The sequence below is a fragment of the Bacillus haynesii genome, from assembly GCF_001969855.1.
GTDB classification, from domain to species: domain Bacteria; phylum Bacillota; class Bacilli; order Bacillales; family Bacillaceae; genus Bacillus; species Bacillus haynesii.
The window spans coordinates 76,867-95,188 of sequence record NZ_MRBL01000013.1 but is presented as its reverse complement, the minus strand read 5'-3'; the positions used below and the strand labels follow the sequence as shown (position 1 = coordinate 95,188).

The 18,322-nt window shown below is 45.9% G+C and carries 16 protein-coding genes, 3 pseudogenes and 1 riboswitch; of the genes and pseudogenes, 12 read left to right on the top strand and 7 right to left on the bottom strand.

From position 1 onward, the window contains the following. Positions 1-52 precede the first annotated feature (52 nt). The 3 genes from BTA31_RS11815 to aspA all read right to left on the bottom strand — a co-directional run bounded on the left by BTA31_RS11815 (position 53) and on the right by aspA (position 3,291). Positions 53-1,333 carry an Nramp family divalent metal transporter gene (locus BTA31_RS11815; protein WP_043926742.1) on the bottom strand — a complete coding sequence of 427 codons (1,281 nt, stop codon included), beginning with the start codon at positions 1,331-1,333 and terminating at the stop codon, positions 53-55. Between the two features lie 181 nt (positions 1,334-1,514). Further along, positions 1,515-1,775 (bottom strand): GlsB/YeaQ/YmgE family stress response membrane protein, encoded by a 261-nt coding sequence (locus BTA31_RS11810; protein WP_043926741.1) that lies wholly within the window; start codon positions 1,773-1,775, stop codon positions 1,515-1,517. A 94-nt stretch (positions 1,776-1,869) separates the two neighbouring features. Beyond that, positions 1,870-3,291, bottom strand: coding sequence for an aspartate ammonia-lyase (aspA, locus tag BTA31_RS11805; RefSeq protein ID WP_043926740.1), 1,422 nt, complete (start codon positions 3,289-3,291; stop codon positions 1,870-1,872). A gap of 306 nt (positions 3,292-3,597) precedes the next feature. Here aspA and BTA31_RS11800 point away from each other — a divergent pair, with 306 nt between their 5' ends. After that, complete coding sequence (locus BTA31_RS11800; RefSeq protein ID WP_076791741.1) at positions 3,598-4,782, top strand: macrolide family glycosyltransferase; 1,185 nt, start codon at positions 3,598-3,600, stop codon at positions 4,780-4,782. 25 nt (positions 4,783-4,807) lie between these two features. Here the strand turns inward: BTA31_RS11800 and BTA31_RS11795 are convergent, their stop codons facing one another. After that, on the bottom strand, positions 4,808-5,254 hold the full coding sequence (locus BTA31_RS11795) for a DUF2188 domain-containing protein (protein ID WP_076791738.1): 447 nt from the start codon (positions 5,252-5,254) through the stop codon (positions 4,808-4,810). 117 nt (positions 5,255-5,371) lie between these two features. Here BTA31_RS11795 and BTA31_RS11790 point away from each other — a divergent pair, with 117 nt between their 5' ends. After that, positions 5,372-6,193 (top strand): EcsC family protein, encoded by an 822-nt coding sequence (locus tag BTA31_RS11790; protein ID WP_076791735.1) that lies wholly within the window; start codon positions 5,372-5,374, stop codon positions 6,191-6,193. 36 nt (positions 6,194-6,229) lie between these two features. Further along, a pseudogene (locus BTA31_RS11785) lies at positions 6,230-6,839 on the top strand (endonuclease V). 31 nt (positions 6,840-6,870) lie between these two features. Here BTA31_RS11785 and BTA31_RS11780 read toward each other — a convergent pair. Continuing rightward, a complete protein-coding gene (locus tag BTA31_RS11780) occupies positions 6,871-7,734 on the bottom strand; it encodes an AraC family transcriptional regulator (protein WP_043926732.1) in 864 nt (287 codons plus the stop codon). A 157-nt stretch (positions 7,735-7,891) separates the two neighbouring features. Between BTA31_RS11780 and BTA31_RS11775 the strand changes: the two genes are divergently transcribed. Beyond that, complete coding sequence (locus BTA31_RS11775; protein WP_076791732.1) at positions 7,892-10,177, top strand: beta-L-arabinofuranosidase domain-containing protein; 2,286 nt, start codon at positions 7,892-7,894, stop codon at positions 10,175-10,177. 126 nt (positions 10,178-10,303) lie between these two features. Here BTA31_RS11775 and BTA31_RS22560 read toward each other — a convergent pair. Together BTA31_RS22560 and BTA31_RS11765 are read right to left on the bottom strand one after the other, a co-directional pair. Beyond that, a pseudogene (locus tag BTA31_RS22560) lies at positions 10,304-10,476 on the bottom strand (IS5/IS1182 family transposase); the annotation flags it as partial. Positions 10,477-10,586: 110 nt separating this feature from the next. Next, on the bottom strand, positions 10,587-11,876 hold the full coding sequence (locus BTA31_RS11765; protein WP_076791729.1) for a Na+/H+ antiporter NhaC family protein: 1,290 nt from the start codon (positions 11,874-11,876) through the stop codon (positions 10,587-10,589). Positions 11,877-12,005: 129 nt separating this feature from the next. On the opposite strand from BTA31_RS11765, the pseudogene BTA31_RS23650 reads away from it, so the two are divergent. The 8 genes and pseudogenes from BTA31_RS23650 to BTA31_RS11730 form a co-directional block, all read left to right on the top strand. After that, positions 12,006-12,335: pseudogene (locus BTA31_RS23650) on the top strand (cupin domain-containing protein); the annotation flags it as partial. A 9-nt stretch (positions 12,336-12,344) separates the two neighbouring features. Next, positions 12,345-12,692 carry a YdbC family protein gene (locus BTA31_RS23645; protein ID WP_422109654.1) on the top strand — a complete coding sequence of 116 codons (348 nt, stop codon included), beginning with the start codon at positions 12,345-12,347 and terminating at the stop codon, positions 12,690-12,692. A 104-nt stretch (positions 12,693-12,796) separates the two neighbouring features. Continuing rightward, on the top strand, positions 12,797-13,237 hold the full coding sequence (gene gsiB, locus BTA31_RS11755) for a glucose starvation-inducible protein GsiB (protein WP_043926729.1): 441 nt from the start codon (positions 12,797-12,799) through the stop codon (positions 13,235-13,237). 221 nt (positions 13,238-13,458) lie between these two features. Beyond that, positions 13,459-14,499 (top strand): AI-2E family transporter, encoded by a 1,041-nt coding sequence (locus BTA31_RS11750; RefSeq protein WP_043926728.1) that lies wholly within the window; start codon positions 13,459-13,461, stop codon positions 14,497-14,499. A gap of 71 nt (positions 14,500-14,570) precedes the next feature. After that, positions 14,571-14,712: riboswitch (cyclic di-AMP (ydaO/yuaA leader) on the top strand. Between the two features lie 74 nt (positions 14,713-14,786). After that, the gene (locus tag BTA31_RS11745) at positions 14,787-16,031 is read left to right on the top strand and encodes a dicarboxylate/amino acid:cation symporter (protein WP_043926727.1); all 1,245 of its coding nucleotides are present in this window, start codon (positions 14,787-14,789) and stop codon (positions 16,029-16,031) included. Between the two features lie 68 nt (positions 16,032-16,099). Beyond that, complete coding sequence (locus BTA31_RS11740) at positions 16,100-17,026, top strand: ABC transporter ATP-binding protein (protein WP_076791727.1); 927 nt, start codon at positions 16,100-16,102, stop codon at positions 17,024-17,026. Next, on the top strand, positions 17,019-17,786 hold the full coding sequence (locus BTA31_RS11735) for an ABC transporter permease (RefSeq protein ID WP_076791724.1): 768 nt from the start codon (positions 17,019-17,021) through the stop codon (positions 17,784-17,786). The genes BTA31_RS11740 and BTA31_RS11735 overlap by 8 nt, the downstream gene beginning before the upstream one ends. Positions 17,787-17,906: 120 nt before the next feature. Beyond that, a complete protein-coding gene (locus tag BTA31_RS11730; protein WP_076791722.1) occupies positions 17,907-18,245 on the top strand; it encodes a hypothetical protein in 339 nt (112 codons plus the stop codon). Positions 18,246-18,322: the final 77 nt, after the last annotated feature.

The window sequence follows — 18,322 nt, the reverse complement described above, 5'->3', positions numbered from 1 at the left end:
CAGAATCCCCCTTTTCTTCAGTATAATATAAAAAAGCCGACCGAGGCCGGCTTTAACCAGAAATTGTATCGTAAATCAAGAAAATATTGAGGGCGACGATTAAGGCAGCGATCAGCCATGAGACGGCTGTTATCCACTTCGCATTTGTCAGGCTCCCCATAATGCGTTTATTGCTTGTAAATAAGATAAGCGGGATAAGGGCAAAGGCGATGCCGAATGACAGGACGACCTGGCTCAAGACAAGAGCGGTGGTCGGATTCACCCCTGAAGCAATAATAGCGATAGGCGGCAAAATCGTAATGAACCGTCTTAAATAAAGCGGAATCCTGAAATTAATGAAGCCCTGCATGATAATATCTCCTGAAAGCGTTCCGACAGACGAACTTGATAAACCGGCTGTTAACAGGCCGACGCCGAACAGTACGGCGGAAAGCGGACTGACCATGCTGCTGAAGTGGCTGAAGGCCACATCAAGGTCTTCGACAAAAATGCCGTTCTTATAAAACAGTGCAGCGGCGACGATCAGCATGCTCGCATTGATTGCTCCGGCAATCAGCATGGCGATCAAAATGTCGATGAACTCAAACCGGAATATCTTTTTCTTTTCCGCTTCCGTTTTTCCGACCACTCTCCGCTGTGTGAGAGCGGAATGAAGATAGATGGCATGCGGCATCACGGTCGCTCCCAAGATTCCCGCGGCCAGCAGGATGCTGTCTGCACCATCAAAGCGGGGAACAAACATGCCCTCCAAAACCGACCCGATATCAGGTTTTGCAAAAAAGGTTTGAAAGGCAAAAGCGATTACGACGATAAACAGCATTCCTGTTATCGCTGCTTCAAGCGGTCTGACGCCGCGCCTTTGCAGTTCCAATATGGCGAAAGATCCGGCTGCTGCAATAATCGATGCTTCAAGCATCGGGATGCCGAACAGCAGATAGAGCCCGAGAGCAGCTCCAATAAATTCGGCCAAGTCCGTGGCGATTACGACAAGCTCTCCCTGAATCCACAAGCCGATGGAGACCGGTTTGGGGAATTCTTCCCGGGCAACTTCGGGCAGGTTTTTACCCGTCGCAATGCCGAGCTTGGCTGACAATGACTGAATCAGCAAAGCCATGATATTTGAAAAAAGGATTACCCATAAAAGCAAGTAGCCGTATTTCGAACCAGCCGCGATATTTGTGGCGAAATTGCCGGGATCAATATAGGCTATAGCCGCGATAAACGCCGGACCCAAAAAAGGGAGCAGCCTTTTGAAGCCTTTGCTTTTTCCATCCAGTGCATCTTGAGCTTCTTTTGATATTTGCGAGTGTTTGGACAAATCGTGACTGACCATTTGATTCACCTAGATTCTCAGTTGTTTTTCCTTATACATAAAAGTTTCCTTAGTGCAAATTTATATCAACATCATATGCCTGCAATGATCAATTGTCAACCATAAGATGCTATAGTATATGCGAGAAAGGTTTCGCCCAAACAAAAAAACAGCACCGCTTTCGGGCGATGCTGGCCGGATATTACGCTTGAGAACCCATTCTTCCGCGGAAGATCAGGTTTAAAATGAAGACGAGAATTGCGGCTCCGATAATCGCCGGAAAGATGGCGAATCCCGCAATATCAGGCCCCCACGTTCCAAGTAGCCCGTGGCCGATCCAAGCTCCGATAAAGCCGACAACCATAGAGCCGATCATTCCTCCTGGGGCACCATCGCCTCCGATTGCGCCTCCGATTAAACCAATGACAATGGCTACGATTAAAGAAACGAGAAATCCTAACATTGTCTTTCCACCTCTTTCAATTGATTTATATTAAATGTTTAGCCCGTCTCGGGCGTCTATAAACGCTTGAAAGCATATTGAGAAAGACGGATGGCTATTCCTCGAGAAGCGAGGCCCCTGCAATGCCCGGATGTGTCATTTCATACGGATCGAGAATGAGATCCAATTCTTCCTCTGTCAAAACATCATGGAGCAAACACAGCTCGCGCACTGATCGTCCTGTGGCAATCGCTTCTTTCGCAATTCGTGCGGCGGCTTCATAGCCGAGGTGCGGATTGACGGCCGTAATCGTTCCTACGCTTTTTTCGACGAATTCTTTCAACCTGATCTCATTCGCTTCAATCCCAGTGATGCAGTAATCGGTAAATACCCGAAATCCGTTGTTCATGATTTTAATCGACTGCAGCAAATTAAAGACGAGCACGGGCTCCATCACGTTTAACTCAAGCTGGCCCGCCTCTGATGCAAGGCAGATGGTATGATCGTTGCCGATCACCTGAAATGCGATCTGGTTCATCAGCTCAGGCATCACCGGATTTACTTTGCCGGGCATGATGGAGGAGCCGGGCTGGCGGGGCGGCAGCCGGATCTCGGCAAGCCCTGCCCTCGGACCTGACGCCATTAAACGTAAATCGTTGGCGATCTTGGACATATTCATCATGCCGACTTTCAAAGCAGCCGAAACTTCTGTGTAGGCATCCGTGTTCTGTGTGGCATCGACAAGATGGTCTGCGCCGGTCAGCTGATAGCCGCTAATATCTGAGAGGTGTGCGACAACGTTTTGAATGTATCTCGGATCGGCGTTCAACCCCGTGCCGACTGCTGTGGCTCCCATATTGACTTCATAGAGATGATGCTGCGACTGCCTGATCCGCTGAATATCGCGTTCGACCACCCGGGAGTAGGCTTCGAATTCCTGGCCGAGCCTGATCGGAACGGCATCCTGAAGATGGGTGCGGCCCATTTTAATGACGGAATCGAATTCCGCCGCTTTTTTGCGGAAGGCATCCAGCATATGTTCCATCGTTGATATGAGCCGTTTTAAGTGATTCAATGTGGCCAGATGAATGGCTGTCGGAAACACATCATTCGTTGATTGGGCCATATTGACATGTGTGTTTGGACTTAAATGGAAGTAATCCCCTTTTTCTTTCCCTAAAAGTTCTAAACCTCTGTTTGCGATAACTTCATTCGTATTCATATTCATTGAAGTGCCGGCGCCGCCCTGAATGGGGTCGACAATAAAATGATCGTGCCAGAGCCCTTCCGTTATTTCACCGGCCGCTTTTACAATGACTTCGCCAAGCTCTTTATATAAACGTTTAATATCCATATTGGCGAGAGCCGCCGCTTTTTTAACCATTGCCAAAGCTTTAATCAGCTCTTCATCAATCCGATATCCTGTAATTGGAAAGTTCTCCACGGCCCTCATGGTTTGTACGCCGTAATAGGCGTCAGCCGGAACTTCTTTATCACCTAGAAAATCCTTCTCGATCCTGGTTGCTTTCGTATCCATGGCAAAACCTCCGTAGGTTGTTTCTTATGATGTATTGTGCCTCGATCCGCCGTGTTTTAATTTGTTTTAAAAAAAGGAAAATCGTCTTCCGATATGGGGTTGTCAAGTAATAAAGAGCCTGTTTTCTCTAATGATATACGCTCATTTGCATGGCAAAAAAATTTAAAGGAAAGATATGCAGAAACAGACAAATGGTCAAATAGTTATGTTTATGTATTATTAATCTAATTAAATTTCTTTACTTCGTTTGTCTTTTTGTAGTAAATTTCCTTATATAAATTTTCGTATGAGAAAGGAAGAGCTGTGATGGGACATGTACTGATGATCAATTTCCCGGGGGAGGGGCACATCAATCCTTCTCTTGGCATCACAAAGGAGCTGCAAAGACGAGGAGAAAGCATCGTATATTATGCAGTTGAGGAATACGCTGAAAAAATTAAAAAAACAGGCGCAGAAGTCCGTTTATACCCGGATTTCAGAGAGGCTCTATCACCCGGGAAGGAAAAAGAAAAGATGGACTTTGCCGAAATGGTTTACAATATGTCGGGTAAAGTCGATGAGATCGTTCAGCTCATCTACCGGGAAGTCAAGAGCGAATCTTATGATTATGTGATATATGACCATCACTTTTTGGCGGGGAAAATCATTGCTGAAATGCTTGAGCTGCCGAGCGTTTCGTTATGTACGACATTTGCAATGGATGAGTCGTTTGCAAAAACGTTTACCTTGCAAGGCGACATCGAAAGCTCGCCGTATTTTGAAAAATTGAAACGATCCCTCAGCGAATTAAGTGAGCGGTATCCCGTCAGTCTCGACAAGCCGTTTGACGTATTCTCCTGTCCGGGGGATATCACGATTGTCTTTACCTCGAGGGAGTTTCAGCCTCATGAAGAACGATTTGGGCATGACTACTTGTTTGTCGGGCCGTCGATTACGAGCAGGCAGGATCCGGGCAGCTTCCCGTTCGCTGAGCTGGAGGGGGAAACCGTCATCATGATCTCGATGGGCACAATCTTTAATCAGCAAAAAGAGCTGTATCATATGTGTATCGAAGCGCTGAAAGACTTTGACGGCAAGGTGGTCATGTCTATCGGGAAATCAACGGATCCCGCCGATCTCGGCAGCATTCCGGATCATTTTATCGTGAGGCCGTATATCCCGCAATTGGAGGTTTTGAAACAAGCTGATGTATTTGTCACACACGGCGGCATGAACAGTACAAATGAAGGCCTTTACTTTGATACGCCGCTCATCGTCATCCCGATGGGGGCAGACCAGTTTTTCGTCGCAGATCAGGTGGAACGGACAGGCGCCGGGATCAAGCTGGACAAAAATGAACTTTCCGCGGCTGTTTTAAAAAATACGATTGAAGATATGCTTGAAAACCGCTCCTATAAAGACGGCGCCGCCAAAATCGGCCGCTCGCTCCGCAATGCCGGCGGCTACCAAAAAGCAGCTGATGCTGTATTGGAGTTGGCGGGGAAAAAGTAAGACGCTCCAAAAACGGAGCGTCCCGCTAATTCATCCTGATCTTCCGCTCAACACTGCCGTCTTTTTTATGGACGATGACGGCAGTGCCTTTATTTTCGGCGATTTCTTTCGCCCGTTCGACGGCTTCTGCTTTTGTATCCTTTACTTCGCTGGCCCGCTTGGCATCTTCTGCTTTGACTGCCCAGCCTTTTTCGTGTTTGATGACATGCTCGCACTTTTCCGCAAGCTCCGGCTTGCTGCTCGAACCGCTGTCACCGCGTTCCGTTTCATCGGCTTTCTCCGCATAGGATTTAAGTTCGCTTTTGCTCCTGTTATCCGCCCATTCCTTCGCCTGACTTGTCGCAATCGGAATTGCCCGGCTTTCGTCGTATCCTTCGTCAACCATCGCATTCGCAATTTCAATGGCTTTCTTTTTCACCGGTTTGTCCAAATGTTTCAATGAAGCGGGATAGTCTTCCATTGACCACGGCATTTGATCATTCCTCCTTTTTCATAAGTTTTACCCGCTGAAAGCCGATCAAAAAACACGGATTCATATGATGAATCATTGTATACTATAAAAAAACACGAATGAGAGGGCGAACCTTCCGTGCGCTACGACAAAACAGATTTGGAAAACGAACTGAAAAAAATTGAAAAATGGGAAAAAGAACAGCAGAAAGCGTGGTTTTGGGAAAGGATCGGCCGGCTGCCGTTCAAGGTACTGGACAAGCTTACGCCGGCATTCATTCAAGATAAAATCGGTCTGCTGCTCGACGAAATCGGCGGCTTTATTCAAAACGGAGGCCAATACTTGACGTCCGAAAAACATCTGATCCGCCAGTTTCAGAAAAAGTTGCCGGATGAAACGATTGAGACGATCGAAGATATTCAAAGGGCTCCTTTGGAAGTGATGGATCAAATGTGTGAAACCCTCGGGAAAAACAGGGCGAATACTGCAGCTGTTCAAGGAGCGACAACCGGTGTAGGCGGCTTATTGACGCTTGCTGTCGATATTCCCGCAATCCTCGGCCTTTCTTTGAAGACATTACAGGACATCGCGATATCTTACGGCTACGATCCTAAAGAAAAAACGGAGCGGATGTTTATTATTAAATGCCTGCAGCTCAGCGCCGCTGATATTGTCGGGAAAAGGGCGATCATTCAGGAACTCAGGCGATACCATCAATCATCGGGCTCCCGTGAAAATATGATTTCGCAAATTCAAGGCTGGCGGGAAGTTGTTTATACATACCGCGATTCTTTCGGATGGAAAAAGCTGTTTCAAATGGTACCCGTCGCAGGCATTCTCTTTGGTGCAATCTCAAACCGTTCGATGGTGAACGGTGTGGCTGAAACGGGAATGATGATGTATAAAAAGCGGCGGATCATGGAAAGGCTTGCGGAGCTGGACGCGACAGAAACAGAGTGATAAAAAGGCTGCCGTTATCAACGGCAGCCTTTAGGTATAGAAGGAAACCCAACCCCAGAATCCATCAACACCTGCGCAGGCGTCGACCTCGCTTATTGGGAGCAGGACGGCGAACCGTACGGGGTGTGCAGTGTTATCGTGATTGACGCTGATCCGAAAGAAGTCATTGAAAAAGTGCATAGCATGGGGAAAATCAGCGTACCGTATGTGGCCGGCTTCCTTGCATTTCGTGAGCTGCCGCTGATCATTGAGGCGGCAAAAAGCTGGAAACGGAGCCGGATGTGTTTTGGTTTGATGGCAACGGGTATCTGCATTACAACCATATGGGCGTTGCCACCCATGCGGCTTTTTTCTCGGTAAGCCGACAATTGGGATTGCGAAAACCTATCTCAAAATCAAAGGCTGTGATTTCGTGATGCCTGAAAATGAAGTCGGTGCATATACCGTTATCATTGACGGCAAGGTTCGGACGCGGCGGGACGTGAAGCCTATCTTCTTGTCTTGCGGAAATCATATTGATTTAGAAAGCAGCTATCAGATCACGATGAGCCTGATCAATCAAGAAATCAGGATACCGATCCCTGTCCGCCTTGCTGACCTGGAAACACATATCTTGCGAACGTTCTATCAGAAAAGTCACGCGTAACACTTGCAGGCCCGGAACTGCAAGTGTTTTTTTATTGATTTCTGTATATTTCGCTTATATATACAGACGGGGACACTCCAGTCACCCGTTTGAACACTCTGCTGAAGTAATAAGGATTAGAAAAGCCTAATGTGCTGCTGACTTCGGTTACGTTTAAGTTGCTTGTTTTGAATAGATCAATTGCCTGTGCAATCAGCAGTTCATTTTTATAAGCTGTTATGCTTTTCCCGGTTTGCTTTTTGAAGAGGAAGGAAAGATAGGCATAATTCATTTCTAAAGCATCCTCAAAATCTCTGCTGACCAGCTTTGCATGCTTGTTACGGTGCAGAAATTCAATGATTCTACTGATGGTCCTTGAAGAGGGTGTGCCGGCCTGACTGTTTATCGCACTGCTATACAGATCAATGAAGAATTGATAGGTGAGAGAACACGCTTGGAGCGCCCTGAAAGCACTTGGTGATTCAAAGGCATGAATAATGCTGCTCAGCTGTTTTTCTGTGTACTCACGATGAGGGACAGAACCGCTTTTCGGAAAGGTTAATTGCGATGAATAGATGCTGTCGAGAAGGATTGGTGAATTGTGAAATGGAGAAAACTCCTCCTCATTCAAGGAAGGTTCGGCGTAAAAATGAATGTAGTACCATTCGGTGCCGGGTGTATAAAAATCGCCTCCCCAATGCGGTGTATTGTTCTTAAGAAAAAGATATCTCCCCGCCTGAATGCGGTACTCGTTTTCGTTCTCAAATACATGGATCGCACCTTGTTTTACGTAAAAAAATACGCTGATTCTATCCATCGTCCTGTCAGGATGACGTAAAGTCCCTTCTGTATCCTTCATATGTCCGGCCTCACGGATCTTAGGGAGATGATTGGCTTGGAGTTTTACTTCATACATGGCTTCACCATCTTTCGCTATTCTTATTTCCAGTGTAACGGTTTAATCCAAAAAAAGGATATGTTTTTGATAAATATTGAATTCACATCCCATATCATCATTTGGATAATGAAAGCATCACCATGCATGATGAGACGTGATAGGGGGAGATCAAAAAATGAAAGATGTAACATTATTAAAAGGCAAGTTTTATGATTCTCAGATGAAAGGAAAGGAATATTTGCTTTTTTTGGATGTAGACCGTCTTTTGGCTCCTTGTTATGAGGCTGTATCACAGACGCCTAAAAAACCACGCTACGGCGGGTGGGAGGCAAAAGAGATTGCCGGGCATTCGATCGGTCATTGGCTGTCCGCCGCATCAGCCATGTACCAGGCTTCCGAAGATGAAAAGCTGAAAAGGAAAGCAGAGTACGCAGTGAATGAGCTGAGTCATATCCAACAATTTGATGAAGAGGGATATGTAAGCGGTTTCTCCAGGGCGTGTTTTGATGAAGTGTTCAGCGGTGATTTTCGGGTGGACCACTTTAGTCTGGGAGGCTCTTGGGTGCCGTGGTACAGCATCCATAAACTGTTTGCGGGATTAATAGATACGTATCGGCTAACCGGCAATCAGACGGCTTTACGAGTCGTCGTCAAGCTGGCTGATTGGGCAAAAAAGGGACTGGATCGTCTGACGGACGAGCAATTTCAGCGTATGCTGATATGTGAACATGGCGGAATGAATGAGGCGATGGCCGATCTTTATATGTTGACGAAAAACAAAGCATATCTTGAACTTGCAGAACGTTTCTGTCATCGTGCCATTCTTCAGCCTCTGGCAGAGGGGAAGGATGAGCTTGAAGGAAAGCATGCCAATACCCAAATTCCAAAGGTGATCGGAGCCGCCAAGCTGTACGATATTACGGGCAAAGAAGCATATAGAAATACCGCGCTCTTCTTTTGGGAACAGGTTGTATATCAGCGTTCCTACGCAATTGGCGGCAACAGTATTGGAGAGCATTTCGGAGCGGAAGGCAGCGAGGAGTTAGGCGTGACGACCGCGGAAACGTGCAATACGTATAACATGCTGAAATTGACCGGGCATTTATTCCGGTGGTTTCACGAAGCGAGATTTACGGATTACTATGAAAATGCGCTTTATAATCACATACTTGCTTCCCAAGATCCCGATTCAGGCATGAAAACCTATTTTGTTTCCACACAGCCGGGGCATTTCAAGGTGTATTGTTCACCGGAAGATTCTTTTTGGTGCTGTACAGGAACCGGGATGGAAAACCCCGCGCGCTACACGCAGAATATTTACCATTTACACCAAGACGATCTGTATGTGAATTTATTTATTCCTTCACAAATAAACGTACGCGAAAAACAAATGATCATCACACAGGAAACTTCTTTTCCAGCAGCGAATAAAACCAAACTGGTTGTAAAAAAAGCTGACGGCGTGCCTATGACACTCCATATTCGTATTCCTTATTGGACGAATGGCGGCCTTAAAGCTGTGGTTAATGGAAAACGAGTTCAATCGGTTGAGAAAAATGGGTACCTTGCTATTCACAAACATTGGAACACAGGAGATTGTATTGAGATTGATCTGCCGATGAAACTCCACATCTATCAAGCGAAGGATGATTCTAAAAAAAGCGTTCTGATGTATGGGCCGGTTGTTTTGGCAGGAGCACTAGGGAGAGAGAACTTCCCTGAAACAGATATACTTGCTGATCATCTCGCCCTTAATAACCATCCGTTAATTGATGTCCCTGTGTTGGTTGCGGATCAGGGACAGTTGGATCAGTGGGTGAAGTGTATAGACAAAACATCACTCGTATTTCAAACGAAACCGATTGGACAGCCGGGGAATGAAGAAATCACATTCATGCCGTTCTACAATGTGCATCATCAGCGGTATTCCGTTTACTGGTATGTGATGACTGAAAAGGAATATCTTGATTTTACAGATGAAGAAAAAGAAAAGCAGGAAATCATCAGACGCATAACCGTTGATGCCGTTCAGCCGAATGAACAACAGCAGGAGATAGAACATCACCTGAAAAAAGAAAACTCTTACTCCGGTTACGCAAATATCGTTCACAGAGGCTGGCGAGACAGCAGAGGAGATGGTTTTTTCAGTTATGAGATGAAAACAGAGCCGAGTCAACCCATGTATTTGCTGGTCACTTATTTTGGAAGTGATGATACCTTTCAATCGGAGGAACAAACATACGAAAGAAATTTTGAGATCATGATAGATGATCAACTACTGGCCAGACAGCAGCTAAAGGCAAATCACCCAGGAAGGCTTTTTGATGTATGTTATGACATTCCAGTTGCATATACGAAAGGAAAAGAGAGAGTAAATGTCACGTTCAAATCCAGTGAGGGAACAGCAGCCGGCGGAGTGTTTGGAGTAAGGATGATTAATGAAAAAATGGTTTTACATTGAATGCATATCGATATGAATTGCTTGTTCACTCAAAAACTTGCGACCCATGGATCGCAAGTTTTTTATTTGAATGTTTTTCGCGTCAAATCGATAAAAGCTTTTAAGGGCACAGACATCCACTTGTCCTATCAGCGGATCAAGTGAGGGGCGGCCTTTGTTTTCACTGTCATAAGGTTTAACCTTTTCAATGATGAAAGAGAAGTCTAATCAATTTTTCGAAGCAGATGATCCTCTTCGACAAGTTGGTCGAGAAGAACAAATTCGGCTGCGTTTAGAGAAGAATTTCTTGTGTGGAACATGAGAAAGACACCGTCCTTTTGAAGTCTTTCTTTTCTTTTATTACAGGAGAATGGATATTTTAAGGAAAAATAAAGGCTGCCGTTTGATAACGGCAGCCTTTCTCATGGAGTTACGCTTTTTCTGTAAAGCGAGGCAGTCTGAAGATAATCGCACAAATGCCGCAGACGCCGATCAAAATCGGATAAAAAGAATAAGGAAGAATGCTGACAGGCGATATTTTCGCGATCTGTGCAGCTGACAGCATTTGCGCACCGTAAGGAATCAATCCTTGAATCACACAGGAAAAAATATCAAGGATGCTTGCCGATTTCCTGTTGTCGATTCCGTACCGGTCGGATAAATCTTTTGCCAGCGGCCCCGCTGTAATGATGGCAATCGTATTGTTGGCCGTTGCCAGGTTTGCCGCGCTGACAAGGCCGGCTATGCCAGCTTCCGCTCCTTTTTTTGAACGGATTCTCCGCGATACAAACTGAAGGAGAAATGCGATCCCGCCGTTTCGCTTCATCATTTCCGCCATTCCGCCAATTAGAAGCGATAAAATGATCAGTTCAGACATTCCGCCGATGCCTTCGGTTATCGCCGTCAAATACGTATGAAGCGTCAAGCTTCCGTCGGAAATTCCGATCACCCCGGCTAATACGATGCCGCCGAAAATAACGGCCATAACATTAAATCCGAGAAGGGCAAATATCAGAACCCCGAGATAAGGCAGCACCTTCACCCAGCTGTAGGTCCCAGCTTGTGCTCCGGGATGCCCTCCGGCTGAGAACACCATCAGCAGGATGACCGTGGCAACCGCGGCAGGCAGAACAATCAGGAAATTCGTTTTAAACTTGTCCGACATCTTCGTCTTTTGTGTGCGAACAGCCGCAATAGTCGTATCGGAAATAAATGATAAGTTATCACCGAACATCGCGCCCCCCACAACTGCAGCAACCGAATATGCCGCCGGAACACCGATTTCAGCGCTGATTCCCGCAGCGATCGGAGCGAGCGCAGCAATCGTTCCGGTTGACGTACCCATCGACACAGAGATAAACGCAGCGATGATAAATAAACCGGCAACCATAAACTGCCCCGGTACAAACGAAAGCGCGAGATTAACGGTTGATTCGACGGCCCCCATCGCCTTTGCGGCTGATGAAAACGCTCCGGCCAAAATAAAGATCATCACCATGATCATAATGTCGGGGTGTCCGGCGCCTTTCGCAAACCACTCCGTCTTTTGGCTGAGCTTCTCCTTCCGGTTCATCGCCAGTGAGACAACCGATGCCGCAAGCGCCGCGGCCACGATTGGCAGGCTGTAAAAGTCGCCTGTGATCAAACCTGATCCAACGAATAAACAAACAAATAAAAACAGCGGCAAAAGCCCTGAAGCTTTTCCGTTTTGATTTTGCATGATGTACACCTCTTCTATAGGTTCAAACCGTTTTTTCACCAATATCCAACACTTTAAAAGGCGAACGCTCAAAAGTCAAATGGTAAAATAAGTTCGGAAGAAAATTAAATGAAAAGAGGGGAGAAGCTGATGAATCGCAAAATGAATGTCCTCGATTTAATAAAGGGAGTCACAGAAAAGCACGCCAATTTTTCCGTTTCGGAAGTGAATGACCATTGTATGCGAATCGCCGTTTTGGAGGGCGAATACGTATGGCATTTCCATCCCGGTTCAGATGAGCTGTTTATTGTTTTGGAAGGGGAGCTGTTGATCGATTTTCAGGATCGTCCCACAGAAGTCCTGAAAGCGAACGATTTCCTGCTGATTCCGAAAGGCGTCATTCACCGGACGCGCGCTGATGTAAGGTCGGTTAACCTTTGTATAGAAAAAACAAATGCGGAAACTGTCCCGTTCGCGGAAGGGAATGTACTGAAGCTGATACGGTGCAAATCAGCCAAACAAAAGCTTCGAGCGTTCAGCGAGGCGCAGGCCAAATGGGCTCCGCTGCAAAACGTCAGCGGATTCATCAGGCAGTGGGGCGGATGGATGGAAACAGAAGACGGGCTGGAAGCCGTCGTCCTGGTGCTTTGGAAATCGAAGCACGATTATTTGAACTTTATGGCGGATTATCATGATGATATATATGAAAGAACGAATCAAAAAGGCACGTTCGAATCCATCAACATTACGCTGTTTGAAGATCCTGCCGAGATATGTGAGACGCTGCAGAACATTACGCCGGCTCCGGTACCGGAATGGACGGTAAAGGGCAGCTGACAATCGCGCGATTCTCGGACTCTTTAGTGAATGTGCTATTTTTGTTTACTCTTTTTGAAATGTGGAATGTAAAAACCATAACACTTCAAAAGGAGGAATCGAAAATGGCAAACAATAATGACAACAACAAAATGAGCAGGGAAGAAGCAGGCAGAAAAGGCGGAGAAAAAACAAGCCAAAACCATGATAAAGAATTCTACCAAGAGATCGGTCAAAAAGGCGGAGAAGCTACAAGCCAAAACCATGACAAAGAATTCTACCAGGAAATCGGCGAAAAAGGCGGGGAAGCCACAAGCCGAAACCATGACAAAGAATTCTACCAGGAAATCGGTGAAAAAGGCGGAGAAGCCACAAGCCGAAACCATGACAAAGAGTTCTACCAGGAAATCGGTGAAAAAGGCGGGGAAGCCACAAGCCAAAACCATGACAAAGAATTCTACCAGGAGATCGGTCAAAAAGGCGGGGAAGCTACAAGCCGAAACCATGACAAGGAGTTCTATCAAGAAAACGGCGAAAAAGGCGGACGTCAAAGAAGAAGCGGTTAATGAGCGGTGAAGAGAGGGGCTGACCATCAGCCCCTCTTTTTTATGGAAGATGCCTGCCGCTGCCGCCCGAGCGTCCATATTAAATTATTATAAATTATTGATCTTCTGAAGAGATTTCCGGTCTGTTTTGTTATATAATTTACAGATGATGCATCAAATTGTAATTATAAAAGTTTGAATGCTAAAAGTTAAGGACTAAAGTACTGGTGGGAGTGTACCGAATGGCAGCGTTGATTAAATTTTTTCAGCACCCTGGGGTCAGGCGTTTTTCAGTTTTTGTTGTATTGGCGGGAGTTTTATATCTGTTCCGCAGCATGATGAATCTCATATTGCTCACATTTATCTTTACGTTTTTGATGAACCGTCTGGAAAATGTGATCCGCGGTTTTTTAAACCGCTTTATTAAAGTCAGCCAGAGACTGATTATTTCTTGTTTGTATGCGGCTCTTGCCATCGCGCTTTCGATCGGCGGTGTGGTCTATTACCCCGTGATCGTCACCCAGATTCAGCAGCTGATCAAACAAGGAAAGTATATCGCTTCTCACCCTGACAGCATTCCTTTTCTCGATATGATTACCGGTATGTTCGGCGATATCAATTTGACATCCTATTTGGAAAAAGGTCTTAACTTTATCTATACATATATCACGGATATCAGCGCGTTTGGCTTGCAGGTGGTTATGTCATTGGTTCTCAGCATGTTCTTATTGATCGAAAAAGACAAAGTCATGAGTTTAATGGATAAATTTAAGACGAGCAAAATAGCTATTTTCTACGAGGAAATTGCTTACTTTGGGAAAAAATTCACGAGAACGTTCGGCAAGGTGCTTGAGGCTCAGTTTATTATCGCTTCCATCAATTGCGCACTGACGACCATTGCCCTCGCGATTATGGGTTTTCCTCAGCTTTTCGGCCTTGCCGTCATGGTGTTTTTCCTCGGGCTGGTTCCGGTCGCAGGCGTTGTGCTCTCCCTTATTCCGTTAAGCATTATCGCCTACAGCATCGGCGGAATCGCTTATATTGTGTCACTGGTATTGGTCATCATGATCGTCCATGCGATAGAGGCCTATTTCCTCAATCCGAAATTGATGTCCGCCAAGACGGAGCTGCCGATTTTCTTCACGTTTATCGTGCTGATCTTTTCTGAACATTTTATAGGGATTTGGGGTTTAATTATCGGTATTCCGATATTTGTTTTCCTGCTTGATATACTTGATGTTACAAGTCAGGAGAAAAACCGAACAGCAGACACAAGAAAATAGCATATATTTGTAAATCGGAAAATTTGGTTTACATATTTCGAATTTTCAGGTATAACTGTTATATAACGAAATAGCGCCACACGTTTAATCCTTTAGTAGGAGTGGGGGACCCGATCATTTGGGGTGAATTTTTCTGTTCCCGTGCGAACCGAAAGACGGACATCTCTTCGTCCGAACCCGTCAGCTAACCTCATCAACGTGAAGAGAGTCATGTGGAACCAATTTTAATGGTAAAAGCCCATGGGAGATCTCTCATGGGCTTTTTTTGGAAAGGGGAGATATGTTATATGAAGTTAGCAACAAAAATTATTATCGCTCTATTACTCGGTGCAGCCGTCGGTATTATACTGAACGTCACTTCACCGGATTTATTCAGCAAGCTTAATACATTTTTATTCGGGCCGCTCGGCACGATCTTCCTTAACTTAATTAAAATGCTCGTTGTACCGATCGTTTTCTTTTCTCTGACTTTAGGGGTAGCAGGACTTGGAGATCCAAAGAAACTGGGCAGAATCGGTGCCAAAACGATTTCTTTCTTTTTAGTAACAACTGCAATTGCCATTATTATCGGACTTGTTTTAGCGTTGGTCATCAAACCGGGAACCATCGGAACGTATGATACAAGCGCTGCGGAATATTCAGCACAGAAGGCGCCAAGCATTGCCGAAACGCTTTTGAACATCATTCCGACAAACCCGGTTCAGGCAATGGCTGAAGGAAATATGCTGCAAATCATTGCTTTCTCCATTTTAGTCGGTCTCGGAATTACGATGCTCGGCAAAAAGGCGGACGCTCTTCTCAAAGTGGTTGAACAGGGTAACGATCTGATGATGTACCTGGTCAATCTCGTCATGAAGTTCGCGCCTTACGGTACGTTCGGCTTGATTGCCGGGGCAATCGGAAGCCAAGGCTGGGACGCCATTAAAGCAATGGGGCTTTATATGATCGTCGTCATTCTGGCGCTGTTCATCCATGCCATTGCAACATACGGCGCAGCGATTGCGTTTCTGGCAAAGCGGAACCCGCTCACATTCTTTAAAGATTTTTCAGAGGTTATGCTTGTTGCTTTCAGTACGTCCAGCAGCAACGCGACGCTTCCGGTTTCGATGGATGTCGCTCAAAGAAAGCTGAAAGTTCCAGAGCCGATTTCAAGTTTTGTTCAGCCGCTTGGAGCTACGATCAACATGGACGGAACGGCAATTATGCAAGGGGTGGCAACAGTCTTTATCGCTCAGGTGTACGGTTATGACCTGACATTCACACAGCTGCTGACGGTCGTTCTCACGGCAGTGCTTGCCAGCATCGGAACAGCGGGTGTACCGGGTGTCGGACTGATTCTGCTCGCCATGGTTCTTCAAACAGTTGGCCTTCCAGTTGAAGGAATTGCGCTAATATTGGGAATTGACCGACTTCTGGACATGATTCGTACGGCTGTCAATACAACAGGCGATGCAGCATGTGCAGTCATCGTCACCGAGACGGAAAAGAAACACGGCAAAATCGAAGCCCCTCATAGTGAAGTGTCCGTGTAACTCAAAAATGATATAATCAAACAGTGCCTTTTCGGCACTGTTTATTTTTTTGGAAAGAGGAGGGGGCTATGACAAAGCAGCCTGTTTTACATATAGAAAATGTTGATAAAGTCATAGACGGCAAAACGATATTGAAAGATATCCGCTTAACGGCGGATGAAGGGGAGATCATCGGCCTGCTTGGCCCGAACGGGTCGGGAAAAACGACCCTCATCAAATTGATCACCGGTTTAATCAAAATGAAGAGCGGATCAATTGTCATAAACGGTTTTCCGATTGACCGCCAATTTGAAAAAGCGATCCAGTCCGTCGGAGCCATCGTTGAAAATCCTGAATTTTATCTATATCTGACAGGCTATGAAAATCTGAAACACTATGCAAATATGCACACTGGAATCGGGCGGGAAAGACTGGCGGAAGTCATCAGCAGAGTCGGCCTTGAAGATGCCGCAGAAGACAAGGTCAAAACATACTCGCTCGGAATGAAACAACGCCTCGGGATTGCTCAGGCGATTCTTCACCGGCCGAAGCTGCTGATTTTGGACGAGCCGACAAACGGATTGGACCCGGCGGGAATGAAGGATTTCCGTGAACACTTGCGTGAGCTTGCCGAAGAAGAAGGAACGGCGATCCTGTTTGCGACTCACTTGCTGAAGGAAGTGGAAGATTTGTGCGACCGGGTCGTCATCCTTCAACAAGGGAAAATCAAATCAACCGTCGTCCTTAATGAAGCAAACGAAAAGCAGGAAAAGGCAATGCTGGAGGTACAGCCTCATGACAAAGCGCTTCAGTGGCTGAAAGACCAGGGATACGAAGCTCACGCCGAAAAAGGCCTGCTTGCCGTAAAGGTGGCGAAAGCGGAAATTCCCGCTTTAAATCAACAGCTTGTCGCCAATGATATTGACGTCTATTCGATTGCTCCGTTTAAGCAGTCTCTTGAGGATGAATATATGGCGCGGACGAATGGAACGGAAGAGAGGAATGCTGATGTTTAGACTGATTCAAAACGAGCATGTTAAATTGCTGAAGCGCAAAGTAACATTTGTATCGCTGGCGCTGATCGTGGTCTTTCAATTTCTCCTCGCCCTCATCACCAAAAGAATCCTGATGGGCGCCGGGGCAGATGATCATTTTATCGGCTATTTTTCATTCGCCCCAAACCTGAATATCCTCTTGCAGGGCCTTTCAATTGTGGTGGCGGCTTCAATTATATCCTTTGAATATGACAAAAAGACGATCAAATTTTTGCTGATCCGCCCTGTCAGAAGAGAAAAAATTCTCGTTTCCAAATACGTGACGAGCGTGCTCGCAAGCATTTGGCTTTTCATCATTTACTACGGATTTTCCTTATTATTCGGTCTGCTCTTTTTCGGCGTGAAGCTTGACGAAAAAGCGCAGCCGCTCTTTATCAATACGGTGAAAATAATCGGGACGCAGTGGTTTGAAGTATGGATGATGGTTACATTTGCGTTTTTATGCTCGGCATTGTTCAAAAGCAGCGCGCTCAGCATCATGGTGTCGATTGTCGTGCTGTACGGCGCCAAAATGCTTGTGACGATGATGGCGTATTTGGAAAAACCGCTCGGTAAATTTTTATTGTTCGCCAATACCGATTTAACGCAATATGCCGGAGAAGCCAAGCCGCTTTTCGCCGGGATGACGCCTTTGTTCTCGCTCTTCATCGTCTTTGTCCATCTCGCGTTTTTTCTCGGAGCGGCGTGGTGGAGCTTTTGTAAACGCGATATGAAAGTCTAGATCGTTTGTCTAAAGTGTGACAAAAGGAATGACATTTTTGTGAAAAATGTCGTAATTACCGTGTGGATCTCCTATTCTCAATTATAATTTTAGGATAAGGGAATGGGGGATGAGACATCTATGAAAAAATTTATTACGGCATTGCCGATTGTATTGCTGTTGTCATTTTCATTTGTTTCTTTTGCCTTTAACTTCGATCATCTCATCTATTTTAGACTTGCGCTCGGACTATTTTCGCTTGCAGGTTTGTTTCTGTTATATAAATTGAAAAACGGCGTCCGCTTCTTTATGGCGTATCTTTATGGAAGCTGGGTCGTGCTGGCCGGAATCGCCGCATATGAAGAACCGCTTTTTTCCGATTTCTTCTTCGGCGGCCTCACGATCACGATGGGCTACTTAACCTACATGCTGATTTATCTCGGTATGAAGGTTGACGGCCGCGGCGGTCAAGCCGTTTAGTCAAAAGCGCACCTCGCTGAAGGTGCGCTTTTTTGTTTTGCCAAGGCTATCATTTGCACAACGAGCCGTGAACGAAC

Bases quoted from the DNA above. Each gene is read 5' to 3' on its own strand.
- BTA31_RS11815 (WP_043926742.1), bottom strand. From the start codon at position 1,333: ATGGTCAGTCACGATTTGTCCAAACACTCGCAAATATCAAAAGAAGCT.
- BTA31_RS11810 (WP_043926741.1), bottom strand. From the start codon at position 1,775: ATGTTAGGATTTCTCGTTTCTTTAATCGTAGCCATTGTCATTGGTTTA.
- aspA (WP_043926740.1), bottom strand. From the start codon at position 3,291: ATGGATACGAAAGCAACCAGGATCGAGAAGGATTTTCTAGGTGATAAA.
- BTA31_RS11800 (WP_076791741.1), top strand. From the start codon at position 3,598: ATGGGACATGTACTGATGATCAATTTCCCGGGGGAGGGGCACATCAAT.
- BTA31_RS11795 (WP_076791738.1), bottom strand. From the start codon at position 5,254: ATGCCGTGGTCAATGGAAGACTATCCCGCTTCATTGAAACATTTGGAC.
- BTA31_RS11780 (WP_043926732.1), bottom strand. From the start codon at position 7,734: ATGTATGAAGTAAAACTCCAAGCCAATCATCTCCCTAAGATCCGTGAG.
- BTA31_RS11775 (WP_076791732.1), top strand. From the start codon at position 7,892: ATGAAAGATGTAACATTATTAAAAGGCAAGTTTTATGATTCTCAGATG.
- BTA31_RS11765 (WP_076791729.1), bottom strand. From the start codon at position 11,876: ATGCAAAATCAAAACGGAAAAGCTTCAGGGCTTTTGCCGCTGTTTTTA.
- gsiB (WP_043926729.1), top strand. From the start codon at position 12,797: ATGGCAAACAATAATGACAACAACAAAATGAGCAGGGAAGAAGCAGGC.
- BTA31_RS11750 (WP_043926728.1), top strand. From the start codon at position 13,459: ATGGCAGCGTTGATTAAATTTTTTCAGCACCCTGGGGTCAGGCGTTTT.
- BTA31_RS11745 (WP_043926727.1), top strand. From the start codon at position 14,787: ATGAAGTTAGCAACAAAAATTATTATCGCTCTATTACTCGGTGCAGCC.
- BTA31_RS11740 (WP_076791727.1), top strand. From the start codon at position 16,100: ATGACAAAGCAGCCTGTTTTACATATAGAAAATGTTGATAAAGTCATA.
- BTA31_RS11735 (WP_076791724.1), top strand. From the start codon at position 17,019: ATGTTTAGACTGATTCAAAACGAGCATGTTAAATTGCTGAAGCGCAAA.
- BTA31_RS11730 (WP_076791722.1), top strand. From the start codon at position 17,907: ATGAAAAAATTTATTACGGCATTGCCGATTGTATTGCTGTTGTCATTT.